Source organism: Tsukamurella strandjordii (assembly GCF_039525985.1).
Lineage (GTDB): Bacteria > Actinomycetota > Actinomycetes > Mycobacteriales > Mycobacteriaceae > Tsukamurella > Tsukamurella strandjordii.
Map to the genome: position 1 here is coordinate 308,393 of NZ_BAAAII010000004.1, position 22,756 is coordinate 331,148.

Consider the following 22,756-nt stretch of genomic DNA (forward strand, 5'->3'; position numbering starts at 1 on the left):
CCAGTATGCGCCGGTAAACTGACCGGGAAAGCGCGATCGACACCCGAGCGCGTTGGATACTTCGTGAGGAGCCGCACGTGGCGCGGATTGTGGTGGACGTGATGCCCAAGGCCGAGATCCTGGACCCGCAGGGCCAGGCCATCGTGGGGGCGCTGGGGCGCCTGGGCTTCCCCGGTGTCGCGGATGTGCGGCAGGGCAAGCGGTTCGAGCTCGAGGTCGACGGTGACCTCAGCGACGAGCAGCTCCAGCAGATCGCGTCCGACGTGCTGGCCAACACCGTGATCGAGGACTTCACCGTCACCCGGGTCCAGGCATGAGCGCCGCAGGGGGCCGGGTCGGAGTCATCACCTTCCCCGGCACGCTCGACGATGTCGACGCGGCGCGTGCGGTCGAGCGCGCGGGCGGCGAGGCCGTCTCGCTCTGGCACAAGGACCACGATCTCAAGGGCGTCGACGCCGTCGTCGTGCCCGGCGGCTTCTCCTACGGCGACTACCTGCGGGCCGGGGCCATCGCCTCGCTCGCCCCCGTGATGACCGAGGTCATCGAGGCCGCGGGCAAGGGCATGCCCGTGCTGGGCATCTGCAACGGCTTCCAGATCCTGTGCGAGGCCGGACTGCTCCCGGGCGCCCTGGTGCGCAACGAGGGCCTGCACTTCATCTGCCGCGACGAGTGGCTGCGCGTCGACAACGCCGACACCGCGTGGACCTCCCGCTACGAGCCGGGCGCCGAGATCCTGATCCCGCTCAAGTCGGGCGAGGGCCGGTACGTGGCCGACGAGGCCGTGCTCGACGAGTTGGAGGGCGAGGGCCGGGTGGCCTTCCGCTACGCGGGCGGCAACCCCAACGGTTCGATGCGGGCCATCGCCGGCATCACCTCGGCGAACGGCCGCGTCGTCGGCCTGATGCCGCACCCCGAGCACGCCACCGAGGCGCTCACCGGCCCGTCGGACGACGGTCTCGGCATCTTCTACTCCGCCCTGGACGCGGTGCTCTCGGTCTGATGACTGCCACCACGGTATCGGCCGATGCGGCGGGACTCTGCGCCTTCGTCGATGCGTCACCGTCGCCCTTCCACGTGGTGGAGACGGTCTCGCTGATGCTGGAGGAGGCCGGTTTCACCCGCCTCTACGAGCACGACCCGTGGTCCGATCTGGGCCGGCACTACGTGATCCGCGGCGGGTCGATCATCGCCTTCGACGCGAGCGCTGCCGGCGGCGAGCGGCTGCTGCCGCTGCGCATCGTCGGCGGTCACACCGACAGCCCGAACCTGCGGCTCAAGCAGCACCCCGACCTCGTCTCCGAGGGACTGGCGCAGGTGCGGCTCGAACCCTACGGCGGCGCGTGGCTGAACTCCTGGCTCGACCGCGACCTGGGGCTCTCGGGTCGCATCGCCACCTCCGACGGTGAGCTGCTGGTCCGCATCGACCAGCCCCTGCTGCGGGTGCCGCAGCTGGCGATCCACCTCTCGGAGAACCGCAAGGGCGTCGAGCTCGATCCGCAGCGGCACGTGAACGCGATCTGGGGCCCGGCGGCGGGCACCGGATTCCTGCAGTACCTCGAGGACACCTTCGACGTACCGCGCGGCGGTCTGCTCGGCTTCGAGCTGATGACGCACGATCTGGCGCCCTCGGCGCTGGTGGGTGCCGGCCGGTCGCTGGTCTCCGCGCCGCGCCTGGACAACCAATGCACCTGCTACGCCGGCACCTCCGCCCTCATCGCGGCGGCGGGCGGCGATCAGGCCGTGCCCGTGCTGGCGCTGTTCGACCACGAGGAGGTGGGCTCGAGCTCCGACCGCGGCGCCGGCTCCGAGTTCCTCCCGACGGTGCTCGAACGCCTGGCCCTGGCGCTCGGCCTGGACCGCGAGGACTTCCTGCGGATGATGAGCGTCTCCGTGTGCGCCTCCGGCGATATGGCGCACGCGACGCACCCGAACTACCCCGAGCGGCACGAGCCCGGCCACCGCATCGAGATCGGCGGCGGCCCGGTGCTCAAGGTGAACCAGAACCTGCGCTACGCCTCGGATTCCGTGGGAGAGGCCGTGTTCGCGCGGGCCGCGCAGCAGGCGGGCGTCCCGTTGCAGCGCTACGTGCACCGCGCCGATCTGCCCTGCGGCTCGACCATCGGCCCGATCACCGCGACGCGCACCGGCCTCACCACCGTGGACGTGGGCGCACCGCAGCTCGCGATGCACAGTGCCCGCGAACTCATGGGCGCCGCCGACGTCCCGCTCTACACCGCGGCCCTCGCGGCCTTCCTCGCGCCCGAGTGACGTAGGTCTCGGGCGCGTCGATTAGTGTTCTGAGGCATGACTTCTTCGCCGCAGACGCCTGCGACACCGTCGAACCCGGACGACGGTGAGCACCTGACCCGAGCCCTGAGCAACCGCCACATCCAGCTCATCGCGATCGGCGGCGCCATCGGCACCGGCCTGTTCATGGGCTCCGGTAAGACGATCTCGGTTGCCGGACCGTCGGTGATCATCGTCTACATGGTGATCGGCTTCATGCTCTACTTCGTGATGCGCGCCATGGGTGAGCTGCTGCTCAGCCGCACCGGGTACCGCAACTTCTCCGATTTCGCGGGCGACATCCTCGGCCCGTGGGCGGCGCATTTCACCGGCTGGACCTACTGGTTCTGCTGGGTGGTGACCGCGGTGGCCGACGTGGTGGTGATCGCGTCCGTCTACATCACCTTCTGGGCCAAGGACATTCCGCCGTGGATCCCGGCGGTCGTGGTGATCGTGCTTCTCATCGGCCTGAACCTGCCGACGGTGCGCGCCTTCGGCGAGACCGAGTTCTGGTTCGCGATGATCAAGATCATCGCGATCGTCGCCCTCATCATCGTGGGCGCGGTGCTGATCATCACCGGCTTCGAGCACGACGGCGCGAAGGCCTCACTCACGAACCTGTGGGAGAACGGCGGCATGTTCCCCATGGGCTTCATGGGTTTCGTGGCGGGCTTCCAGATCGCCGTCTTCGCCTTCGTGGGCATCGAGCTGGTGGGTACCACCGCCGCCGAGACCAAGGATCCCGAGAAGAACCTGCCCCGCGCGATCAACTCGATCCCGATCCGCATCCTGCTGTTCTACGTGGGCTCGCTCGTGGTGCTGATGTCCGTGGTGCCGTGGGACCGGTTCAGCAAGGACGAGTCGCCCTTCGTCATGCTGTTCACCCTCGCCGGGCTCGGCGCCGCCGCGCACCTGGTGAACGCGGTCGTGCTCACCTCGGCCATGTCGTCGGCGAACTCGGGCATCTACTCCACCTCGCGCATGGTCTACGGCCTCGCCACCGAGGGCGATGCGCCGCGGATGTTCGCCAAGCTGTCCAGCCGCAAGGTGCCGCAGAACGCGCTCTTCCTCACCGGTGTGATGCTGCTGTCCTCGGTGGTGCTGCTCGGCTTCGGCCTCGACAAGTCGGCCGGGTTCACCGTGGTCACCACCGTCTCGTCGCTGTGCTTCATGTTCGTGTGGACGATCATCCTGGCCAGCTACCTGGTGTACCGGTCGCGTCGCCCGCAGGCGCACGCCGAGAGCACCTTCAAGATGCCGCTCGGCACCGTGATGCCGTGGGTGATCTTCGCCTTCTTCCTGTTCCTGCTGTGGGCCTTCACCCGCGAGACCGACACCCTGCAGGCCATGCTCGTGACTCCGCTGTGGTTCCTGGTGGTCGGCATCGCCTACCTGGTGCTGCGCCGCAACCCGGAGCACCAGGCCGCGCGCGAGGCCTTCGCCGCCCGCGTCGAGGAGGAGAAGAAGGCCGCCGCGCAGTGGCGGGCCGCGCAGGGCTGATCAGGCCGACGGTGCCGCGCCGGCCACGGCCGTCCGCTCCGGCTCCGCGCCGGTGGCCGGTTCGACGCGCACCCAGGTGCTGTTGACCGCCGCGTTCCCCGACAACCGGTCGACCCGCGCCGGATCGTGCAGCACGTTGACGTTCTGCCCGGCGAGCGCGGCTGCCACGCTCCAGCCGGTGCCCTCGTGTCCCCAGCCGTGCGGGACCGCCACCGTGCCGGGCCGGATCTCGTCGGAGACCTCCAGCGCGACCTCGATCGCGCCCGACGGTGACGAGATCCGCACGGTGTCTGCGCCGCTCACGCCGCACCGTTCGGCGTCCGTGGGGTGCATCAGCGCAGTGCACCGGTTCGATCCGGTGACCATCGTGGGCACGTTGTGCAGCCACGAATTGTTGCTCTTGAGGTGCCGCCGGCCGATGAGCTTGAGGTCGTAGCCGTCGCCCGTCGGCCTCCCGCCGCCGCGCAGTCCCGCCTCCAGGAGGGCTCGCGCCTCGGCCACGAAGCTCTCCGGCGCCAGCCGGATCCTCCGGCCGCGGGTGGCGATGACCTGCTTCAGTCGCGGCTGCAGGGGGCCGAGGTCGACGCCGCCCGCCGTGTCGCGGATACGGGCTACGGTGAGGCCGCGGCGCAGTCCCCGGCGCAGCACGCCGTACGGTCCGGCGGCGACGGCCGCGGCCACCAGCCGGTCCGGCGGGAAGTGGTCGGTGAGCCTGCGCAGCGGCCGTGCCAGCAGCCGCCGCGCGGGAAGCGGGAGGATCTCGATCAGGAGCCGGTTGATGATCTGCCAGTCGTCGAGGCCGTCGGCGGGCGGATCGAAGACGGGGTGGGTGTACCGGATGTTGTTGCGCACACTGAAAACCGGGAACAGGACGTTCAGTCCACCCCGCTCCAGGTGGGAGATCGGCGGGAGGATGAAATCCGCGTGGCGCGTGGTCTCGGTGATGTAGATGTCCACCGACACCATGAGGTCGAGCCCGGCGAGGCCCTCGTCGAGGGTGCCGCGATGTGGGATCGACGACACGGGATTCCCGGCGAAGGTGATCATCGACCGGATCCGGCCGCGGCCGGGCGTGGTGATCTCGTCCGGGAGCGCCGCGACGGGAAGCTCGCTGCGGAAGGCCTTGTGCCGTCCCGATCGGTCGGTCCACAGTCCGTAGCCGACGGGGATGAACCTGGCCAGGCGGGGCACGTCGATGGGCGGCGTGGTGAACATCATCCCGCCGGGACTGTCCAGGTTGCCGGTGAGCACGTTGATCGCGGTGATCAGCCACGTGACCAGGGTTCCGGTCTCCTGCTGGCAGATGCCGATGCGGCAGTACATCGCCGCCGACGACGCGGCGGCGTGATCGCGGGCCAGGGCGGTGATGGTGGCGGCGTCCACACCGGCGAGCGGGGCCATCGACTCCGGGGTGGCGTGGGCGACCAGCTCGCGCAGTTCGGCGGCGCCGGTGACGCTGCGCGCGAGAACTGCCTCGTCGCAGAGGTTCTCGGAGAGCAGGACGTGCAGCACGCCCAGGAGTAGGTACGCATCGCCGCCCGGTGCCACCGCCACGTACTGGTCGGCGAGTTTGGCGGTCTCGGTGCGCCGCGGATCGATCACCACCACCGTGCCGCCGCGGTCGCGGACCGCCTTGATCCGCTTCTTGGCGCCCGGCATCGTCGAGATGGAGCCGTTCGAGACGGCGGGGTTCGCGCCGATGATCACCAGCCGGTCGGTGCGGTCGATGTCGACGATGGGGACCAGTGCGTTGGAGCCGAACATGCGCCAGGCCGCGAACTCGTGCGGGTACTGGTCGATCGACGAGGCGGTGAAGAAGTTGGGGGTGAGCAGTGCGATCCGCAGCATCAGTCCGTGCGCGACGGCGGTGCTGTGGGCGGCCGGATTGCCGAGGTACATCGCGAGCGCGCGGAAGCCGTGCTCCTTGCGGATCGCGCGCAGCCGCGTGCCGATCTCGTCGAAGGCCTCGTCCCAGCCGACCGGTTCGAAGGTCTCGCCCACCCGCCGCATCGGAGTGCGGACGCGATCGGGGTCGTGGTGCAGGCCGCCCATCGCCGTCGCCTTGGGGCAGATGTAGCCCTTCGACAGCACGTCGTCGGGGTCGCCGGCGATCCTGGTGACCTGCTGAAGGTCGTCCACGGTGACCAGGATTCCGCAGTGCGCTTCGCACAGGGTGCAGTGGGTGGGACGGGTGGTAGTGGGCATGGCTACTCCTCGGTCTGCCCTCCACGGTAAACGCAGCGGGGCCCTCGCGAGGCGAATATGTTAGCAATCATTCTCAGTCCTGCTCCGCGAGCATCGGGGCGTCCGGACCCAGCGGGCGGTGCAGCAGCGAGCCCCGGGTGACCGCCGCGCGGCCGAATCTCGTGCGCAGCTCGTCCATGGCGATGTCGAGATCGGCGTCGTGCTCGCCGCCGTCGAACGGGAGGGTGAGCTGGACGGCGCCGTGGTTCTCGAGGTTCGCCAGCGAGAGCCCGATCAGCGTGCAGCCGCGGTCGCGGATCAGGGGCATCGCCTCGTCCAGAAGCCCCCGGGCGGTGGCCAGGACGATCTCCGTACTGTCGGTGGGCTCGCGCAGGGAGCGCGACCGGGTGATCGAGGTGAAGTCGTCGAACCGCAGCCGGAGCTCGACGGTGCGCGTGACCCGCCCGGCGGCGCGCAGCCGCTCGCCCAGCCGGTCGACGATCGCGAGCGCGGTGGCCTCGATCTCGGCCTCCGACTTCATCCGGCGGCCGAGTGCGCGCTGCGCGCCGATCGACTTGCGCCGCCGCCCGGTATCGATACGGCGCGGATCGTGGGCGAGGGAGAGGGCGTACAGGTGCCGGCCGGTGCCGCGACCGAGCAGCGTGGACAGGCCGTGTTCGCCGAGCTCCGCCATCTGCCCGACGGTGGCGATGCCCGCCTCGTGCAGCCGGGCCTCGGTCTTCGGCCCGACGCCCCACAGCCGCCGCACCGGAAGCGGATGCAGGAACTGCAGTTCGGTGCCGGGGGCCACCACCAGCAGACCGTCGGGCTTGCCGACGGCGCTGGCCACCTTGGCGAGGAACTTGCTGCGCGCGACGCCCACCGTGATCGGCAGGCCGACCTCGCGGCGGACCCGCTCGCGGAGGCGCTCCGCGATCCGGGCGGGTGTCCCGTCGATCCGGTGCAGGCCGCCGACGTCGAGGAAGGCCTCGTCGACCGAGATGCCTTCGACGAGCGGCGAGATGTCGCGGAAGATCTCGAAGACCCGCCGACTGGCCTCCATGTAGGCCTCGAACCGGGGTGGCATGGTGGTGGCGGTGGGGCACAGAGCCAGTGCCTCGCGGTGCGGCATGGGGGAGCGGACGCCGCGGGCCTTGGCCTCGTAGCTGGCGGCGAGCACCACGCCCGAGCCGACGAGCACGGGGCGGCGCCGCAGCCACGGATGGTCCCGCTGTTCGACCGAGGCGTAGAACGAGTCCAGGTCGGCGTGGAGGATCGTGGCCTCCGTGCGGTCCTGCCGTTCGATGTGCATGCCGCGATGATGCCGCGGGGGTGTGACACGATCGGTGTCGGCGCTGCTCAGCGACCTGGATCATCGAACTGACTCTGTAGTAAGATTACCCGCAAGTCAGATACCCGTTCGCCCGTTTGAGGAGCTGAATGTGAACACCTACCTGGTCACCGGGGCCACCGGATTCCTGGGCCGCCGCATCGTCCCGCTACTACTGGAGCGCGACCCCGACGCCGTCGTCCACCTGCTCGTGCGCCCCGCCTCCGCGCCCAAGCTCGACGGCTGGCGCGAACAGTACGGCGAGGATCGCGTGATCCCCTTGCTCGGCGATCTCGCCGCGCCCGGTCTCGGTCTCGACGGTGCGCCGCCCGCCGCGGACGCGATCCTGCACCTGGGCGCCGTCTACGACATGGCGGCCGATGCCGCGGCGAACGAGCGGGTGAACGTGGCGGGCACCCAGTCGGTGATCGACCTGGCCCTGGACCTCGGGGCCGAACTGCACCACGTGTCCTCCGTCGCGGTGGCCGGGGATCATCGCGGCCCGTTCGGCGAGCACGATTTCGACCTGGGTCAGGGCTTCCCCTCGCCGTACCACCGCACCAAGTTCGAGTCCGAGAAGCTCGTCCGCGAGGCCGAGGGCCTCCGCTGGCGCGTCTACCGACCCGCCATCGTGGTCGGCGATTCCGAGACCGGCGAGATGGACAAGGTGGACGGGCCCTACTACTTCTTCAGCACCTTCGCGGCGATGACCCGGGTCCCCTCGGCGCTGCCGGTGGTGCTCCCGGACACGGGCGATACCAACGTGGTTCCGGTCGACTACGTCGCCGAGGCCCTGGTCGAGCTGATGCTGCGGCCTGACGGGACCGGCGAGGTCTACCACCTCGTGAACCCGGAGCCGCAGAGCGTGCTCGACATCTACCGCGCGGTGGCCCGGCCGGTGGGCGCGCCGCCCGCCGTGGGTCGGGTGCCGCACCGCCTCGTGGACCGGGCGATCCGGGCCAGTGGCCGGGGCCGGACGCGGCTCGCGCGGGATACCGCGCTCAAGCAGCTCGGCATTCCTCCGAAGGCCTTCGAGAACCTCGGATTCACCGCGACCTACACCTCGGAGGAGACCCGGAAGGCGCTGGCGGGAACCGGAATCGATGTTCCGTCGCTGCGGGACTACGGACCGAAGCTGTTCTCCTACTGGCGGCACAACCTCGATCCCGCGCGGCTGCGCCGCCGGGACGGTCTCGCCGGACGGCACGTGGTGATCACCGGCGCCTCCGCGGGAATCGGGCGGCAGACGGCGATCGACCTCGCCGCCCGCGGTGCCCGGACGATCCTGCTGGCCCGCAACGCCGCCGAGCTCGAAGCCACCGCCGAGCAGATCCGCGCCGCCGGCGGCGAGGCCTTCACCTACGTCTGCGATGTCACCGACGGTGACGCCGTCGATGCGACGGTGGCGCAGATCCTCGCCGAGCACGACCACGTCGACTACCTGATCAACAACGCCGGGCGGTCGATCCGGCGGTCGGTGCGCGCCTCCACCGGCCGGATGCACGACTTCGAACGCACCATGGAGGTCAACTACTTCGGGGCCGTGCGCATGATCCTCGCCCTGCTGCCCAGCATGCGCGAACGGGGCTTCGGGCACGTCGTGAACGTCTCCAGCATCGGTGTGCTGGCCCGCGGTCCGCGGTTCTCCGCGTACGTCGCCAGCAAGGCGGCGCTCGACGCCTTCACCGACGTGGCGGCCACCGAGACACTGTCCGAGCACGTCACCTTCACCAACGTCCACATGCCGCTGGTGCGCACCGAGATGATCGCCCCCACCGAGGCCTACGACGATGCCAGCGTGATCAGCACCGAGAAGGCCTCGCGGATCATCATGAGCGCCATGCGCCGCCGGCCCACGCAGGTCTTCACCCCGCTGGGTGCCCTCGGTGCACTCGGTCACGCCTTCACGCCGCGGTTCACCCGCCGCGTCCTGCATCAGGAGTACCTGACCACCGCCGATTCCGCGGCGGCGAAGGGTGTTTCGGCCGGCTAGGGCCGGCGGGGGTAGGAAAGGCGTCGCAGCAGTCGTTCGGCGGGACCGCGCTCACCGGCGCGTTCCAGCCGGACGGCGATCGCCAGCGACGCCGCCCACACCGCCACCGCGAGGACGGCCACCGACCATCCGCTCAGCCGTGCGCCGAGCCCGAAACCCCAGGCGCACAGCAGTGGCGCGAAGATCACCGACTGGAACAGGTAGCAGCTCAGGGAGCGCTTGCCCACGGCCTGGATCGCCCAGGCCGCACCGGCGTCCCGGCGGGAGCCGGCCGCCTCGATCCGCGCGGCCAGCAGGCCGAACAGCGCCACGTAGCCGATGCCGCCGAACAAGCCGCCGAGCGAATGCGGGGCCACGAAGGCCCAGTCGTAGCCCTGGTCGATCCCGAGCGCGCCGAGGCTCTGCAGCGCCACCACCAGCCCACTGCCCCATCCGACCGTGAGACCGACGACCGCGATCCGCCGCAGCGTGCGCAGGTGGCGTCCCGGTTCGTCGAGGAGGCGGGCGCGCGCGGCGAGGATGCCCAGCAGGATCGAGACCGGGATGATCACCCCGAACAGGGCGGTGGGCAGGCCGTACAGGGCCCACGCGGCGATGCGCGCCCAGGCGGCGGCGAGGATCCCGGGTTCGGCGTTGGCGTTGAGCGGCCAGGTGTCGCTCACGGCGACGGTGCCACCGGTCCCCACCGCCGCGGCGGTCAATGCCGGCACCACCGCGAGCAGCACGAGCAGACCCACCAGCGTGCCGCACCACGCGCGGATCGTCCGGTCCGATCGATCGAGGAAGAGCGCCACCAGCACCAGGCCGCACAGGCCGTAGGCCGCCAGGATGTCCCCGAACCAGAGCAGCAGCGCGTGCACGAAGCCGAACGCCACCATCCACCAGTGCCGCCGCCGCAGCAGTCGCCGGGCATCGGCCTGCGCGACGCCCGCCTCGGCTTGCCTCCGGTAGAGCTGCACGATGCCGTAGCCGAAGAGGAACGCGAACATCGGGTACACCCGGCCGTCGATCCCGATGAGAGCGACGGTCTGCGCCACCCGGTCGGCCACCGAGCCGTCGGCGGGGTGCAACCCGAAAGCGCCGCGCGGCACGCCCCACAGGTACGCGGGCGCATTGGCGATGGCGATGAGCAGCAGCATCAGCCCGCGGGCCAGATCGGGCGCGATGCTGCGGCCGGTCATCGCGGTGGGTGCCGACGCGACCGGGGGCGGGGTGGTCATGCCGCCAACCTAGGGGCTGCCCCCGCGGCACGGTCAAGAACGGTCCGGCGTCCTAGGATCGATGGGGACGAAGGGAACGCGGATGCCGGAACGCTCGATCGCAGGTAAGCGGATCGCCATCACCGGAGCGGGCGCGGGGATCGGGGCCGCCACCGCGCGGCTGCTGGCCGCGCACGGGGCCGCCGTGTGGCTCGGTGACCTGGACCCCGCGGCCGCCGACGCCGTCGCGGGCGAGATCCGCGCCGCGGGCGGTACGGCGGGAACGGCGCCGCTCGACGTGGCCGACGAGGCCTCGTTCGCCGCCTTCCTCGACGCCGCGGAGGCCGACGGTCCGCTCGACGTGCTCGTCAACAACGCCGGGGTCATGTGGGTGGGACCGTTCCTGGACGAATCCGCAGGATCGGTGCAGCGCCAGGTCGCCGTGAACCTGATCGGCCCGATCACGGGGACGCGGCTGGCCGCCCGCCGGATGGTGCCGCGCGGACGCGGCCTGATCGTGACGGTGGCATCGGCCGCGTCCAAGCTGAGCCCCGCCGGCGAGGCCACCTACAGCGGCACCAAACACGGTGTCTACGGCTTCCTCAAGGCCGCGCGCCGGGAATTGCGCGGCACCGGAGTCGAACTCAGCGTGGTGATGCCCGCGGTGGTCGACACGGCCCTCGCGGCCGGAACCACCACCGGCGCCGCCGCCCTGCTCACCCCGGAGGCGATCGCGGGCGCGATCGGTGCGACCGTGGCCCGCCCGCGGTTCGAGGTGCACGTGCCGCGCACCGTCGGGCTGTTGCACCGATTGCAGACTCTCGTACCGCAACCGGTCAAGGACCTGCTGGACAGGTACCTGATCCCCGATCAGGTGCGGACCGCCGATCGCGCCGTCCGGTCCGGCTACGAACGGGATGCGCTCGGCGATGCGGACTGAGTTCCATTCATTCGGGTTCCATTCATTCGGCTCGTAAACGTAGCGGAGCGGGCCCGCGGCGTATTGACTGAGCGCATGGCAGAGGTGGGGGACAGGCGTGCGCGCACCGCGTGGCTCGCGCGCCGGGTCGCCATCGCGGCCCTCACCCTACTGCTGGCGTCCATGGTGATCTTCGCCGTGCTGCACGCGGTGCCCGGCGATCCCGCCGTCGCCCTGGCCGGGGCGGACGCTTCTCCCGCGACGCTCGCCGCACTGCGCGCCGAGCTCGGACTCGACCAACCGCTGGTGACGCAGTACCTGCACTGGCTCGGGGGCGCCGCGACCGGCGACCTGGGCACCTCCTACGTGATCGGCGGGCGCATCGATGCGCTGCTCGGCGACGGTCTGCGGAACACCGCGGCACTCGGGTTCGCCGCGCTGATCATCGCCGTGCTCATCGCCACGGTGCTCTCCTTCGCCACCGTCGCCTCGTCCGCCCGGTGGGTGCACTCGGCGGTCGCGGGCTTCGAGGTACTGGGAATCGCGGTGCCGCCCTTCGTGACCGGCGTGCTGCTGGTAGAACTGTTCGCCGTGGTGTGGCCGGTGCTCCCCGCGGGAGGCACGCCGCCGGCCGGCTACTTCGCAGATCCCGGGATCACGGTGCAGTACCTCCTCCTGCCCGCGCTCTGCCTGGGAATCCCCGTGGCCTCCACGCTGACCCGGTTCTTCTCCGAGGCGCTGCGCACCGAGTGGGCCAAGCCCTACATCCTCACGGCGCGCGCCGCCGGTGTGCCCGCCGGACGCATCCTGGTGCGCGGTGCGGCGCGCAACGCCCTCCCGTCGGTGGTCACCGTGTTCGGCATCCAGGCCGGGCAACTGCTCGGCTCCGCGGTCCTGGTCGAGGCGATCTTCGCCTGGCCCGGCCTGGGGCAACTGCTCGGGCAGGGGATCGCGGCCCGCGACTACCCGGTGGTGCAGGCGGTGCTGCTGCTCGCCGTCACGGTTTTCATCGCGATAGCTCTGCTCACCGACGTGACCTACCGCCTCCTCGATCCCACGCGGAGGGCCGGATGAGGCCGCCGCGCACGCTCCTGGTGGGAGCGGTCCTCCTGGCCGCCGTGGTGCTGGCCGGGGTGGCGGCGCCGCTGCTCGCGCCCTTCGACCCGCTCCGGCAGATCCCCGGTGCGAATCTGTTGCCGCCCGGCGGCGGCCATCCGCTGGGCACCGATGAACTCAACCGCGACGTGCTCAGCCGCGTGCTGTACGGCGTCCGCACCAGCCTGATCGTGATCTTCACCGCCGTGCCGATCGCCGCGGCGGCCGGCATCGCGCTCGGCCTGCTGAGCACCACCAGCCGAGCGCTCGACACCGTACTGGCGCGCCTGTCCGATGTGGTGCTCGCCTTCCCGGCGCTGATCCTGGCCATCCTCATCACCGCCTTGCGCGGGCCGGGAACCGTCACGGTGGTGATCGCGATCGCCGTCGCCGAGATCCCGGTCTTCCTGCGCCTCACCCGCGCCGAGGTGCTGCGGCTGCGGGAGACCCCGTACGCCGAGGCCGCCCGCGTGGCCGGGGCGTCGCGCGGCTGGGTGCTCACCCGGCACGTGCTCCCCAATGCGCTCGAACCGCTCGCCGTGCAAACCGCGCTCGCGCTGTCGCTGGGCGTCTTCGTGGAGGCGGGACTGAGCTTCGTGGGCGTCGGCGTGCGCCCGCCGGAGCCCTCGCTCGGCTCGGTTCTCGCGGGAGCCGTGCACAACTGGGACGCCAACGCCGGATACGCATGGGGACCGCTCATCGCCGTCGTCGCACTCTCCCTGGCGCTGCTACTGGTGGCCCGGGGCTTCGCGGGGTGGCGCCGATGACCTCCCCCACGACGCTGCGCATCGCGGCCCTCACGCTCACGGGACCGCAGGGACGGCCGCTGGTCGACCGTCTCGACCTCACCGTGGAGGCGGGCGAGATCGTGGCCCTGGTCGGCGAATCCGGCTCCGGTAAGTCGCTCACCGGTCGCGCGATCCTCGGCCTGCTGCCCGACGGTGTGCGCGCCACCGGCAGCATCGAACTGATCGGGCACCAGGTGATCGGCCGGTCGGAGCGGGAACTGCGTGCACTGCGCGGCCCCGGCGCTGCACTCGTCTTCCAGGAACCGCAGACCGCCCTCAATCCGTCCCAGCGGATCTGGCGGCAGATCCACGAAGTACTGCGGGCGCACCGGAAGGTGAGCAGCGACGAGGCGAAGCGCCGCACCGTCGAACTCCTGACGGATGTGGGGATTCCGGACCCGCAGACCAGGGCGGAGCAGTACCCGCACCAGCTCTCCGGCGGGCAGAAGCAGCGGGTGGTGATCGCGCTCGCCTTGGCGGCGGAGCCGGAACTGCTGATCGCCGACGAGCCCACCACCGCCCTCGACGTCACCGTGCAGGCACAGATCCTCGACCTCCTCCGCGAACTGCGTGACCGGCGCGGCCTGGCGGTGCTGCTGATCTCGCACAACCTCGGCGTGGTGGCCGATCTGGCCGACCGGGTCACCGTGGTCCGGGCCGGGGAGACCATCGAATCCGCTCCCGTGGACGAGTTGTTCGCGGCGCCCCGGGAGGCCTACACCCGCGAGCTGCTGGCCGCCGTCCCTCGGCTGCCGTCGGGCCCGGGTGAACCGGTCGACCCGACCGAGGCCCCCGCCGCACCGGTGGTGCGGGTGCACGGACTGCGGGTCGCATACGACGGTGCGCCCGCCCTCGACGGCGTCGACCTCACCGTCGGAGCCGGAGAGGTGCTGGGTCTGGTCGGCGAATCGGGCTCGGGCAAAACCACTCTGGGCCGCGTGCTGCTCGGCCTCGAACGAGCGTCCGGCGGCACCGTCGAGGTCGCGACGGAGCGGCTCGCCCTGATCCACCAGGACCCGTACGCCGCGCTCGACCCCCGGTGGACCGTGGAACGGATCGTCGCCGAGCCGCTGCGGATCGGCGGCGAGCGCGACCGGGGCGTGCTGCGCACCCGCGCGGCCGAGCTGATCGACGCGGTGCGGCTGCCCGCCGAGGTGCTGCGGCGTCGCCCGCGCGAGCTGTCCGGCGGACAGCGGCAGCGGGTGGCCTTCGCCCGCGCCCTCGCGGCTGCACCCGAACTGCTGGTGGCGGACGAACCGACCAGTGCCCTCGACGTCTCGGTGCAGGCCGCCGTCCTCGATCTGTTCCGGGACCTGCACGCCGAGTTCGGATTCGCGGCGGTGTTCATCACCCACGACCTCGCGGTGGTGGGTGAGGTGGCCGACCGCGCCGTGGTGCTGCGCCGCGGCGCGGTGGTGGAGCAGGGACCCGCCCGGGCCCTGCTCGCGTCGCCGCGGTCGGACTACGCGCGGGAACTCGTCGAAGCGGTACCGCTGCCGGATCCGGTGGCCCAGCGGGCACGACGGGAGGAGCGGGCATGAACGGGATCAGCCGCAGGACGGTGCTGCTCGCGGGCCTCGGCGCGCTCGGGGCCGGCGCCCTGAGCGGCTGCACGTCCGCGGTCGAACAGGCCCGCGCAGCGAACGCCGCGCCCGGCTCGGACGGCGGCACCCTGGTGCTCGGTTCGCTCGCCGATCTCGACCCCAAATCGATCTACAGCCAGTCGGTCACCACCATGGCCATCGGGCTACTGGTGTGGGACACCCTGATCCGCTACGACCGCACGACCCGCACCCCACGTCCGGCAGTGGCCCGCGGATGGGAGTTCGGCCCGGACGGCCGCAGCCTCACCCTGCACCTGCGCGACGATGTGCGCTTCCACAGCGGGCGGCCGCTCACGGCCAAGGACGTGGCCTACGCGGTCTCGGTGTACGCCTCGGACGCCGCCGGATCGCAGCTGCAGGGCGCCGCGAAGGCGGTGGCATCGGTGGAGACACCCGATGCGCACACCGCGGTCCTGCGGCTCTCGCGGCCGGTGCCGAACATCGTCGACCTGCTCGAATTCATGCTCCTCGTGGACTCGGAATCCGCCTCGGAACTGCGCGCGGGCACCGCCTTCGTGGGCACGGGACCGTTTCGCTTCGCCGGCCGCGAGGTGGCGGCGAACGCCCGGTTCGAGCGCAACGACGAGTACTGGCGCGGTCCCGCCCGGCTCGACGGTGTGACGCTGCGTGTGGTCCGCGACCCCGGCGCGCTGCTCACCTCCATCCGCGCGGGCCAGTCCGATCTGGTGCTCGACGCCTCACCGCAGGCGCTGCGCCAGTTCCGTGACCAGTCGCTCTACCGGATCACCACGGGCGACGTCTTCGACGCCGCCTACTACGTGGGTGCCAACGCCGCCGACCCCGCGCTCGCGGACAAGCGGGTGCGGCAGGCGATCTCGTCCGCGGTGAACCGGGAGCGGATCGCCGAGGAGGTGTTCGCAGGGGTGGCCGAGCCGAGCGCGGCACCGTGGGCGCGCAGCTCACCCGCCTACGATCGCGCCGCGGCCAATCACTACCGCCGCGACCTCGACCGTGCCCGCGCCCTCCTGGCCGAGGCGGACGGCCCCCGTCGCCTCACGCTGAGCTACCCGACGGGGCTGGCGGTGGCACCGTCGATCGCGGCGATCGTCCAGAACGATCTCGCGGAAGCCGGGATCACCGTCGAGCTCGATCCGCGCGAGCAGGCCGCGTTCTCACCCTTCCTGCGCACCGGGAAGGCCCAACTGTGGCTGGGCCCGCACGGCTTCGGTCAGTCGGACCCCGCGACGCTCGCGGGCGGCGCGGCACCGTTCAAGCCCTCCGGCAACCTGTCGAAGTTCTCCACGCCCGAGTACACCGCCCTCGTCGCGCGGCTGCAGGACGGTACCGGCCGCCCCGAGGTGCTGCGGGAGTACTCCGACTACCTGCTGGACCAGCAGTTCGTGATCGACCTGGCCGTCTCACCCGCGACCTACGTCTCGCCCGCGCGGGTGAAGGGCCTGGACTGGAACCTCTACAAGTACATCGACCTGCACGGCACCACGATCCGCTAGAAGCGGTCCTTCACCTGCTCCTCGGTGAGGCCGTAGTCCGCCAGTGAGTAACTGTGGTTCGGGCGCCGTGCCCCCGTCCGGCTGGCCTCGTGCATCGCCGACATGGACTCCCGCGCCGCGTCGGTCAGTTCGAGGCCGAAGGCGTCGTAGATCCCGCCCACGGTGCCGAGCGGATCGCCCACCAGGTCCCGGTAGTCCACATCCACGAACTGACCGCCTCGGCCCGCGGCGGTCTGCCGGGCTCGGGACTCGTCGAAGGCGGCCAGGCCACGGGCCCAGGTGTCCAACTGATCGGCGCCGATGGTCTCGCCGGTGAACGCGGTCGACCATCCCTCGGTGGCGTGCTGCGCCAGCGAGCAGACCGACGCGATGATCGTCTCCGGCGGGCGATGGGTCTGCACCACCAGCGCGTCCGGGTACACCTCGAACAGCGCGTCCAACGCGAACAGGTGACTCGGATTCTTGAGCACCCACCGCTTGCCGGGATCGTTGCTCCCGATCAGCTGCAGGTTGCGCTTGTGCCGCCGGTACGCCGGTGCCCAGTCCTGCTCGGCCAGCCAGTGCGCGTACGACGGCACGTGCGCCAGGCACTCGTACGAGACCGAGTGCACGGACTGGCGCAGCAGCTGCCAGCACTCCTCGACCTCCGACGCCGACATGTAGTGCAGGCCCATGAATTCGGGGTGCTCAGTGTGGTGCTGCGCGTACTGCTCATCGAGCAGCGTGTAGACGGGGTTCTCGGCCCAGGTCTCGCGCGCGGGGCGCGGCTGCGGTACCTCGGCGAGCCACATCTGCAGGCCCTGGTTACCGGGATCGGCGTCCAGGAGGCGGTGCAGCGCGGTGGTGCCGGACCGGGGGAGCCCGGTGACGAAGACGGGCCGGTCGATCGCGACATCGGCGTGCTGCGGGTTCGCGGCGAAGGCCGCCTCGCTGATCAGCCGCGCCGACAGGGCGCCGCGGAGGAAGACGCGGGAGATCTTGGAGCCGGTCTCGGTGAGCTCCGCCTCGTCGCGGTAGGCGTCGAGGAGCACCTGCAATGCTTCGCGGTAGCCGTCGGACGGGTCGCCGAAATCACTGAGTCCGGTGCGGCGGACCGCGGATTCGTGCAGATCGTCGACGGTGCCGACGCCGCTGCCGGCGCGGTGACTGGTGGTCATGGAATCTCCTTCAGACGTGGTATTCGCCGCAGTTGACGTCGAGCGTCTGGCCGGTGATGCCGGAGGCGGCGGGTGAGGCGAGGAAGAGCACGGCCGAGGCCACCTCGTCCTCGGTGGGCAGTCGTTTCAGGTCGGAGCCGGCGGCGGCCTCGGCGTACTGGTCATCGCGGGTGGGGCCGCCGTCCTGCGCGGCGCGGTAGTCGAAGTAGGCGCGCAGGGTGTCGCCCCAGATCCAGCCGGGCACCACGGAATTGATCCGGATGCCCTGCGGGCCCAGCTCGGTGGCCAGCGACTGGGCCAGGGCCAGCTGCGCGGTCTTGCCGGCCTTGTAGCCGCCGTAGCGCAGGTCGGAGTGGCGGATCACCATGGAGTTCACGTTCACCACCGCGCCCTTCGACGCGGCGAGCGCCTCGCGGAAGGCGAGCACGGTGCGCAGGGCGCCCAGCGCCATCAGGTTCACGCTCTCCAGGATGTGCGCCGGATCGGTCTTCACCAGGCGCTGCATCGCGGGATAGGTGAAGGCGTTGTTGATCAGGGCGTCGGTGCGTCCGAACCGCTCCTGCACCTGCGCGGCGAGGGCGGCGAGGGAGGCCTCGTCGGTGATGTCGGCGGTGATCGCGACGGCACCGTCGATCTGCGCGGCGGTGGCCTCCAGCCGTTCGGCCGTGCGGGCGGCGAGCACCACGGTGGCGCCCTCGGCGGCGAATCGGCGGCCCAGCGTGGTGCCGAGTGCCGGTCCGGCGCCGGCGATCACGACCACGGCGTCCTGTAGTCCCAGCCCGGACATCAGCCCACCATCCGCTCGCCGATGAGCCGCTGCCGCTCCGCGATCCGCGCGCGCCACCCGGCCCCGTCGATCGCGTTCCGCGCGTGGAAGGGCAGGTGCCCGGCGACCTCGTCCAGCGGGACCACCTGCGCGGTGGGACCGTCTGTGACCGGGCCGCACGTGCGTTGCCAGCGGAATTGGAGGTAGCCGCGGCGGTGGCCCAGCGTCTCGATCCAGTTGGCGACGCCGGGGTCGTTCTCCGAGACCACGATCCGGATGTTTCCGTCCGGATCCACCTGGGCCTGACTGCCGTTGAGTGAGGTCTGGTGGTTGATGTAGTCGAGCGAGATGTACCACAGGCTGCCCAGCTGGAAGCCGAGATACGGTGCGTCGCCGCGCGGCACGGTGATGATCAGGGCCTGATCGTCGGCCAGGTCGTAGTGGCCCACCGAGCTGAACTGGGTGGCCAGGCCGCCGGGCGTGAGCCGCGGCGCGGTCAGCGTGTTCACCGGCAGCGGATCGTAGAACCACTTGGGGAACTGCAGCCAGGTCTTCACGCGGTTCACCAACTGCTTGCCGGCCGCGACGTACCGCTTGCGGATCAGCTCGTCCGTGAGGGGCGCCGGGGCGGTGCCGGCGGTGTCCACCCGCGCGATGGCGAAGCTGCCGCGCTGCGCCGACCAGTCGTCGTACACCTCCCGGATCACCAACTGCGCCTTACCCGGTGGTAGCCGGTAGTAGTCCGGGCCGGGCTCGCCCGGACCGAAGCGCACCTCGAACCGGCCGTCGGCGTCCACGGTGAGCTCGCGGTCGTCGAAGGCCACCGCACTGGCGGGCACGTTGTCGTCGGTGTACTCGCCACCGCCGAGCACCTGGAAACTCACATCGCAGGTGCTGCCGCGGCGGCCGGTGACCACGTACTCGTGGGCGCCGTCCACCCGGGCGCCGAAGTACAGGGTGTCGGGGTTGTCGAGCCCCATCTTCGTGAACGGCCCCGTGCCGCTGAGCAGGAACGGATGGTCCTTGTCGAAGTGGAAGGCGCCGTGCACGCAGGCCGCGATGCCCTGGGCGAGGTACTGCATCCCCTCCAGGAGGTCGGCCTCGGTCTCGATGTGCGGGGCGGCGGCCACGAGGCCCTCGGCCTCGGAGATCGCCTCGGTGAGCGGCTGGGAGTACATTCACACCTCGGGAAGTGGTTCAAATATGGACCAATATGGTAGAACTTGTTCCAAAACCGTAGGCCCACGGAGCGAAGGGTGTCAAGCAATGACGGAAACCGGCAGGACCTCGCCGCCGGCCGAGCGGGTGGTGGCCGTGCTGGAATTCCTGGCACGGCACGAGACCGAGCGGTTCGGCCTGTCCGAACTGTCCCGCCGCGTCGGCCTCAGCAAGCCCACGTGCCTGGGAATCGTTACCACCCTGGTGGATTCGGGCTACCTGATTCGCGACGAGCGGGACAAGAGCTACCGCCTGGGGCCGGCGCTGATCCCGCTCGGGCGGGCCGCCCGCAAGTCCCTGCGCGCCGACCCCGCGGGCGGCGACATCCTGGCCGGGCTGTGGTCGCGATTCGGCCATCCGGTCTCGCTGTCGGGTGTGGTCGGCGACCGGGTCACGGTGCTGGACGTGGCCGTCGACCCCGACCGCCCGGCGATGGTCCGGGTGGGCGACAGCTACCCGTTCACCCCGCCCATCGGCCTGATGTACGTGCTCTGGGACCGCACCGGGCGGCTCGAGGAGTGGCTGTCCCGCGATGTGGCCCGTACCGACGGCGACCGGCTGCCCCGCGTGATCGAGGCCTGCCGCGCCGACGGCTACCTGGTGGAGCTGCTCACCCCCGCCGGGCAGCAGCTGTACCGGCTGATGGCCGGCGTGCCCGGCGACATCCCCGCCGAGCTGCGCGCCGTGCTCGGCGAGGTGGTGGCGGGGATCGGCGACCGGGTGTACCTGCGCGGCGAGAACGAGGCGGGCGCGCACACCGTGAGCGTGATCTCGGCCCCCGTCTACGACGGCGAGGGTGCGCAGGCGATGGTGGCCAGCCTGTACGTCAGCGCCGATCTCGACGAGGCCGGCATCGCCGAACGGGCCGCGGCCCTGGTGGCCGCGGCGGACCGGATCTCGGCCCGGATCGGCGGCGATCAGAGCCAGCGGTAGCGCACCTCGGGCCGCCCGCGTCCGCCGTAATCGGTGACGCGCTCGACCACCCGGTCGTCGGCGAGCCGCTCCAGGTAGCGCCACGCGGTGACGCGGGAGATACCGGTCCGGCTCGCCACCTCGCCCGCCCCGATCGGCTGACCGGCGTCGCGCACCGCGGCGGTGATCAGGGCCAGGGTGGACGGCGCCATGCCCTTCGGGGTCGACGGTGCCGGGGCCGGGTCGCGCAGCGCGGCCAGTGCTGCATCGACATCGCGCTGGTCCGCATCGCCCGCGCCGAGGGTGCGGCGGAACTCGCGGTAGCGCTCCAGCTTCGCGGCGAAGGCCGCGAACGTGAAGGGCTTGATCAGGTACAGCATCGCGCCGCGGGCCACGGCCGCGCGCACCGTCTCGATATCGCGTGCGGAGGTGACCATGATGACGTCCGGGCGCGGGGACATCGTGGCCAGTTCGCGCGCCATGTCGAGACCGCTCCGGTCGGGCAGCCCGACATCGGCCAAGACCAGGTCGACCGGGTTTCCCGCAGCCGCGGCGCGAGCGGCGGCACGCAGCCCGTCGGTGGCCGTAGCGGCCGAGCCCACCACCGCGAATCCCTCGATCCGCGAGACGTACTCCGCGTGTGCCTGGGCGATCCGCAGCTCGTCCTCGACGATCAGTACCCGTAGTGTCATCGTGCCCCCTCGATCGGCAGTCGTACCTCGATGGTCGCGGGATGCACAGCGGCGGTGATGGTCCCGCCGTACCTTCCGACCAGGCGGTCGACCAGGGCGAGGCCGAGCCCGCGGCCCTGCACCCGCCCCGTCGCATCCTTGGTGGAGTAGCCCCGTGCCCGAGCGCGTTCGAACTCGCCCGGATCCATCCCCGGTCCGCTGTCCGCCACCGCCAGCGTCCACTCCGGGCCCGTCGCACCGCTCGATACCTCGACCCAGCCGTCGGGGCCCGCGGCGTCGATCGCGTTGTCGATGAGATTGCCCAGCAGTGTGAGCATCTCGGAGGCGTCCACCGGGCCGCCGTTGAGCTCGGAGCCCTCCGCCACCGTCAGTTCCACACCCGCTGCCGCCGCCTCGGCGGTCTTGCCCACCAAGAGGGCGGTGACCGCCGGTTCGGCCGCGGTGGCGAGCCGGTCGACCAGCCCCTGCGAGGCGGCCAGATCGGCCGTGGCCACCTCCACGGCCGCATCGCCGCGGCCCAGTTCGATCATCGTGACCACGGCGTGCAGCCGGTTGGCGTTCTCGTGCGCCTGCGCACTGAGCGCATCGGCGAAGGACCGCACCGAATCGAGTTCGCCCAGTACGTCCTGCAGCTCGGTGCGGTCGCGCACGGTGGTCACCACGCCGACCCGCCCCGTCGGTCCCGAGACCGGTCGACGGTTCACCAGCAGCACCCGGTCGGCGGTCACGTGCAGCTCGTCGGTGAGATCGGTGTCGCCGCGCAGGGATTCGGGGAGGTCGGTGGTGCGCACGGCCCCGTCGGGCAGGTCCAGCAGGCGGCGGGCCTCGTCGTTGACCACGGCGGCGGGGCCGCCGGGGGCGGTGTCGTCGAAGACGATCACGCCCTCGGTGAGGGTGTGCAGCACCGCGTCGTGGTGCTCGTACAGCTCCCGCAGATCGGCCGGTGCCAGCCCGAGGGTCTGCCGCCGCACACGACGCTCGATCAACCAGGAGGCCGCGATCGCGACGGCCAGGGCGAGCGCGGACACCAGCAGCACGCCCGGCAGGGTGGCGGCGAGCTGATCGCTGAGCCGGGCCCGCGTGACGCCCGCCGAGACCAGCCCGACGAGCCGTCCGGTCCCGTCGTAGACGGGGGTCACGGCGCGGATCGACGGTCCCAGCGTGCCGGTGTAGGTCTCGGTGAAGGTCTCCCCGGCGAGCGCCCGGTCGATGTTGCCCGAGAAGGGTTCCCCGATCCGGGACGGATCGGCGTGCGTGTAGCGGGTGCGATCGGGCGCCATCACCACGATGAAGTCCACGCCCAGCCGGCGGGCCAGCGCCGAGGTGCGGTCCTGCAGCGCGGCCGTCGGGTCGGGGGAGGCGATCGCGCGGGCCGTATCGGGTGACGTGGCGACCGAGACCGCCACCGCCGTGGTCTGCTGCTCCGCCGCCCGGTCGCGCTCGCCGCGGTCGTCCCACACCACCAGCGCCGTCACCAGAACGGCCACCGTGATCAGCAGCGCGACCTGCGCCAGGAACACCTGGGTGGCGAGCGACGGCGACCGTCGTGAGTCCACGCGCGCCGTCACCACCCGTCCCGATCGATGCACCGGTTTCGTGCACACAATGAACACAAGAGTGTTCCAAGTCACAGTGTGCCGC

The 22,756-nt window shown here is 71.3% G+C and carries 19 protein-coding genes; 11 read left to right on the forward strand and 8 right to left on the reverse strand.

Going from position 1 to position 22,756, the window contains the following annotated elements; translation table 11 throughout:
• The first annotated feature begins 77 nt into the window (after positions 1-77).
• The 4 genes from purS to ABD108_RS07465 are packed head-to-tail and all read left to right on the forward strand — an operon-like array spanning position 78 to position 3,786.
• Positions 78-317 (forward strand): phosphoribosylformylglycinamidine synthase subunit PurS, encoded by a 240-nt coding sequence (gene purS / locus ABD108_RS07450; RefSeq protein ID WP_220657794.1) that lies wholly within the window; start codon positions 78-80, stop codon positions 315-317.
• On the forward strand, positions 314-1,000 hold the full coding sequence (gene purQ, locus ABD108_RS07455) for a phosphoribosylformylglycinamidine synthase subunit PurQ (RefSeq protein WP_220657795.1): 687 nt from the start codon (positions 314-316) through the stop codon (positions 998-1,000). The genes purS and purQ overlap by 4 nt, the downstream gene beginning before the upstream one ends.
• Positions 1,000-2,268, forward strand: a complete 1,269-nt coding sequence (locus ABD108_RS07460) for a M18 family aminopeptidase (protein ID WP_343929931.1) — start codon at positions 1,000-1,002, stop codon at positions 2,266-2,268. The genes purQ and ABD108_RS07460 overlap by 1 nt, the downstream gene beginning before the upstream one ends.
• 36 nt (positions 2,269-2,304) lie before the next feature.
• Positions 2,305-3,786: an amino acid permease gene (locus ABD108_RS07465; RefSeq protein WP_220657797.1), complete on the forward strand. Its 1,482-nt coding sequence runs from the start codon at positions 2,305-2,307 to the stop codon at positions 3,784-3,786.
• Here the strand turns inward: ABD108_RS07465 and ABD108_RS07470 are convergent, their stop codons facing one another.
• The gene (locus tag ABD108_RS07470; RefSeq protein WP_343929932.1) at positions 3,787-5,991 is read right to left on the reverse strand and encodes a molybdopterin-dependent oxidoreductase; all 2,205 of its coding nucleotides are present in this window, start codon (positions 5,989-5,991) and stop codon (positions 3,787-3,789) included. It lies immediately after the preceding gene.
• A 73-nt stretch (positions 5,992-6,064) separates the two neighbouring features.
• Complete coding sequence (gene dinB / locus ABD108_RS07475; protein WP_220657799.1) at positions 6,065-7,282, reverse strand: DNA polymerase IV; 1,218 nt, start codon at positions 7,280-7,282, stop codon at positions 6,065-6,067.
• A 130-nt stretch (positions 7,283-7,412) separates the two neighbouring features.
• On the opposite strand from dinB, the gene ABD108_RS07480 reads away from it, so the two are divergent.
• Positions 7,413-9,293 carry an SDR family oxidoreductase gene (locus tag ABD108_RS07480; RefSeq protein ID WP_305111176.1) on the forward strand — a complete coding sequence of 627 codons (1,881 nt, stop codon included), beginning with the start codon at positions 7,413-7,415 and terminating at the stop codon, positions 9,291-9,293.
• On the opposite strand, the gene ABD108_RS07485 is transcribed toward ABD108_RS07480, so the two are convergent.
• Positions 9,290-10,513: a DUF418 domain-containing protein gene (locus ABD108_RS07485; protein WP_343929933.1), complete on the reverse strand. Its 1,224-nt coding sequence runs from the start codon at positions 10,511-10,513 to the stop codon at positions 9,290-9,292. The two genes, ABD108_RS07480 and ABD108_RS07485, sit on opposite strands and share 4 nt — an antisense overlap.
• Positions 10,514-10,595: 82 nt before the next feature.
• On the opposite strand from ABD108_RS07485, the gene ABD108_RS07490 reads away from it, so the two are divergent.
• The 5 genes from ABD108_RS07490 (at position 10,596) to ABD108_RS07510 (ending at position 16,370) form a co-directional block, all read left to right on the forward strand.
• On the forward strand, positions 10,596-11,432 hold the full coding sequence (locus tag ABD108_RS07490; protein WP_343929934.1) for an SDR family NAD(P)-dependent oxidoreductase: 837 nt from the start codon (positions 10,596-10,598) through the stop codon (positions 11,430-11,432).
• 75 nt (positions 11,433-11,507) lie between these two features.
• Entirely contained in the window at positions 11,508-12,485 is a 978-nt protein-coding gene (locus ABD108_RS07495; protein ID WP_343929935.1) for an ABC transporter permease, read from the forward strand.
• On the forward strand, positions 12,482-13,273 hold the full coding sequence (locus ABD108_RS07500) for an ABC transporter permease (RefSeq protein ID WP_220657804.1): 792 nt from the start codon (positions 12,482-12,484) through the stop codon (positions 13,271-13,273). The genes ABD108_RS07495 and ABD108_RS07500 overlap by 4 nt, the downstream gene beginning before the upstream one ends.
• Positions 13,270-14,835, forward strand: coding sequence for an ATP-binding cassette domain-containing protein (locus tag ABD108_RS07505; RefSeq protein WP_343929936.1), 1,566 nt, complete (start codon positions 13,270-13,272; stop codon positions 14,833-14,835). The genes ABD108_RS07500 and ABD108_RS07505 overlap by 4 nt, the downstream gene beginning before the upstream one ends.
• Positions 14,832-16,370 (forward strand): ABC transporter substrate-binding protein, encoded by a 1,539-nt coding sequence (locus tag ABD108_RS07510; RefSeq protein ID WP_343929937.1) that lies wholly within the window; start codon positions 14,832-14,834, stop codon positions 16,368-16,370. The genes ABD108_RS07505 and ABD108_RS07510 overlap by 4 nt, the downstream gene beginning before the upstream one ends.
• Here ABD108_RS07510 and ABD108_RS07515 read toward each other — a convergent pair.
• Genes ABD108_RS07515 through ABD108_RS07525 form a run of 3 tightly spaced genes read right to left on the reverse strand, consistent with a single transcriptional unit; the run spans position 16,367 to position 19,471 of the window.
• Positions 16,367-17,527, reverse strand: a complete 1,161-nt coding sequence (locus ABD108_RS07515; protein ID WP_220657807.1) for a sulfotransferase family protein — start codon at positions 17,525-17,527, stop codon at positions 16,367-16,369. The two genes, ABD108_RS07510 and ABD108_RS07515, sit on opposite strands and share 4 nt — an antisense overlap.
• Positions 17,528-17,537: 10 nt before the next feature.
• Entirely contained in the window at positions 17,538-18,314 is a 777-nt protein-coding gene (locus ABD108_RS07520) for an SDR family oxidoreductase (protein WP_305111169.1), read from the reverse strand.
• Positions 18,314-19,471, reverse strand: coding sequence for a hypothetical protein (locus ABD108_RS07525; RefSeq protein ID WP_343929938.1), 1,158 nt, complete (start codon positions 19,469-19,471; stop codon positions 18,314-18,316). The genes ABD108_RS07520 and ABD108_RS07525 overlap by 1 nt, the downstream gene beginning before the upstream one ends.
• 88 nt (positions 19,472-19,559) lie before the next feature.
• Between ABD108_RS07525 and ABD108_RS07530 the strand changes: the two genes are divergently transcribed.
• The gene (locus ABD108_RS07530; protein ID WP_220657810.1) at positions 19,560-20,444 is read left to right on the forward strand and encodes an IclR family transcriptional regulator; all 885 of its coding nucleotides are present in this window, start codon (positions 19,560-19,562) and stop codon (positions 20,442-20,444) included.
• Here ABD108_RS07530 and ABD108_RS07535 read toward each other — a convergent pair.
• Positions 20,429-21,115 carry a response regulator gene (locus ABD108_RS07535; RefSeq protein ID WP_343929939.1) on the reverse strand — a complete coding sequence of 229 codons (687 nt, stop codon included), beginning with the start codon at positions 21,113-21,115 and terminating at the stop codon, positions 20,429-20,431. The genes ABD108_RS07530 and ABD108_RS07535 overlap by 16 nt on opposite strands.
• On the reverse strand, positions 21,112-22,683 hold the full coding sequence (locus ABD108_RS07540; RefSeq protein ID WP_343929940.1) for a sensor histidine kinase: 1,572 nt from the start codon (positions 22,681-22,683) through the stop codon (positions 21,112-21,114). Before ABD108_RS07540 ends, ABD108_RS07535 begins: the two co-directional genes overlap by 4 nt.
• Positions 22,684-22,756 lie beyond the last annotated feature (73 nt).

What these genes read in the sequence shown, in the direction of transcription:
- ABD108_RS07470 (WP_343929932.1), bottom strand. Translation starts at nt 5,991, where the DNA reads ATGCCCACTACCACCCGTCCCACCCACTGCACCCTGTGCGAAGCGCAC.
- ABD108_RS07535 (WP_343929939.1), bottom strand. Translation starts at nt 21,115, where the DNA reads ATGACACTACGGGTACTGATCGTCGAGGACGAGCTGCGGATCGCCCAG.
- ABD108_RS07520 (WP_305111169.1), bottom strand. Translation starts at nt 18,314, where the DNA reads ATGTCCGGGCTGGGACTACAGGACGCCGTGGTCGTGATCGCCGGCGCC.
- ABD108_RS07510 (WP_343929937.1), top strand. Translation starts at nt 14,832, where the DNA reads ATGAACGGGATCAGCCGCAGGACGGTGCTGCTCGCGGGCCTCGGCGCG.
- ABD108_RS07495 (WP_343929935.1), top strand. Translation starts at nt 11,508, where the DNA reads ATGGCAGAGGTGGGGGACAGGCGTGCGCGCACCGCGTGGCTCGCGCGC.
- ABD108_RS07515 (WP_220657807.1), bottom strand. Translation starts at nt 17,527, where the DNA reads ATGACCACCAGTCACCGCGCCGGCAGCGGCGTCGGCACCGTCGACGAT.
- ABD108_RS07525 (WP_343929938.1), bottom strand. Translation starts at nt 19,471, where the DNA reads ATGTACTCCCAGCCGCTCACCGAGGCGATCTCCGAGGCCGAGGGCCTC.
- ABD108_RS07500 (WP_220657804.1), top strand. Translation starts at nt 12,482, where the DNA reads ATGAGGCCGCCGCGCACGCTCCTGGTGGGAGCGGTCCTCCTGGCCGCC.
- ABD108_RS07485 (WP_343929933.1), bottom strand. Translation starts at nt 10,513, where the DNA reads ATGACCACCCCGCCCCCGGTCGCGTCGGCACCCACCGCGATGACCGGC.
- ABD108_RS07530 (WP_220657810.1), top strand. Translation starts at nt 19,560, where the DNA reads ATGACGGAAACCGGCAGGACCTCGCCGCCGGCCGAGCGGGTGGTGGCC.
- purQ (WP_220657795.1), top strand. Translation starts at nt 314, where the DNA reads ATGAGCGCCGCAGGGGGCCGGGTCGGAGTCATCACCTTCCCCGGCACG.
- dinB (WP_220657799.1), bottom strand. Translation starts at nt 7,282, where the DNA reads ATGCACATCGAACGGCAGGACCGCACGGAGGCCACGATCCTCCACGCC.
- ABD108_RS07465 (WP_220657797.1), top strand. Translation starts at nt 2,305, where the DNA reads ATGACTTCTTCGCCGCAGACGCCTGCGACACCGTCGAACCCGGACGAC.
- ABD108_RS07505 (WP_343929936.1), top strand. Translation starts at nt 13,270, where the DNA reads ATGACCTCCCCCACGACGCTGCGCATCGCGGCCCTCACGCTCACGGGA.
- ABD108_RS07490 (WP_343929934.1), top strand. Translation starts at nt 10,596, where the DNA reads ATGCCGGAACGCTCGATCGCAGGTAAGCGGATCGCCATCACCGGAGCG.
- ABD108_RS07460 (WP_343929931.1), top strand. Translation starts at nt 1,000, where the DNA reads ATGACTGCCACCACGGTATCGGCCGATGCGGCGGGACTCTGCGCCTTC.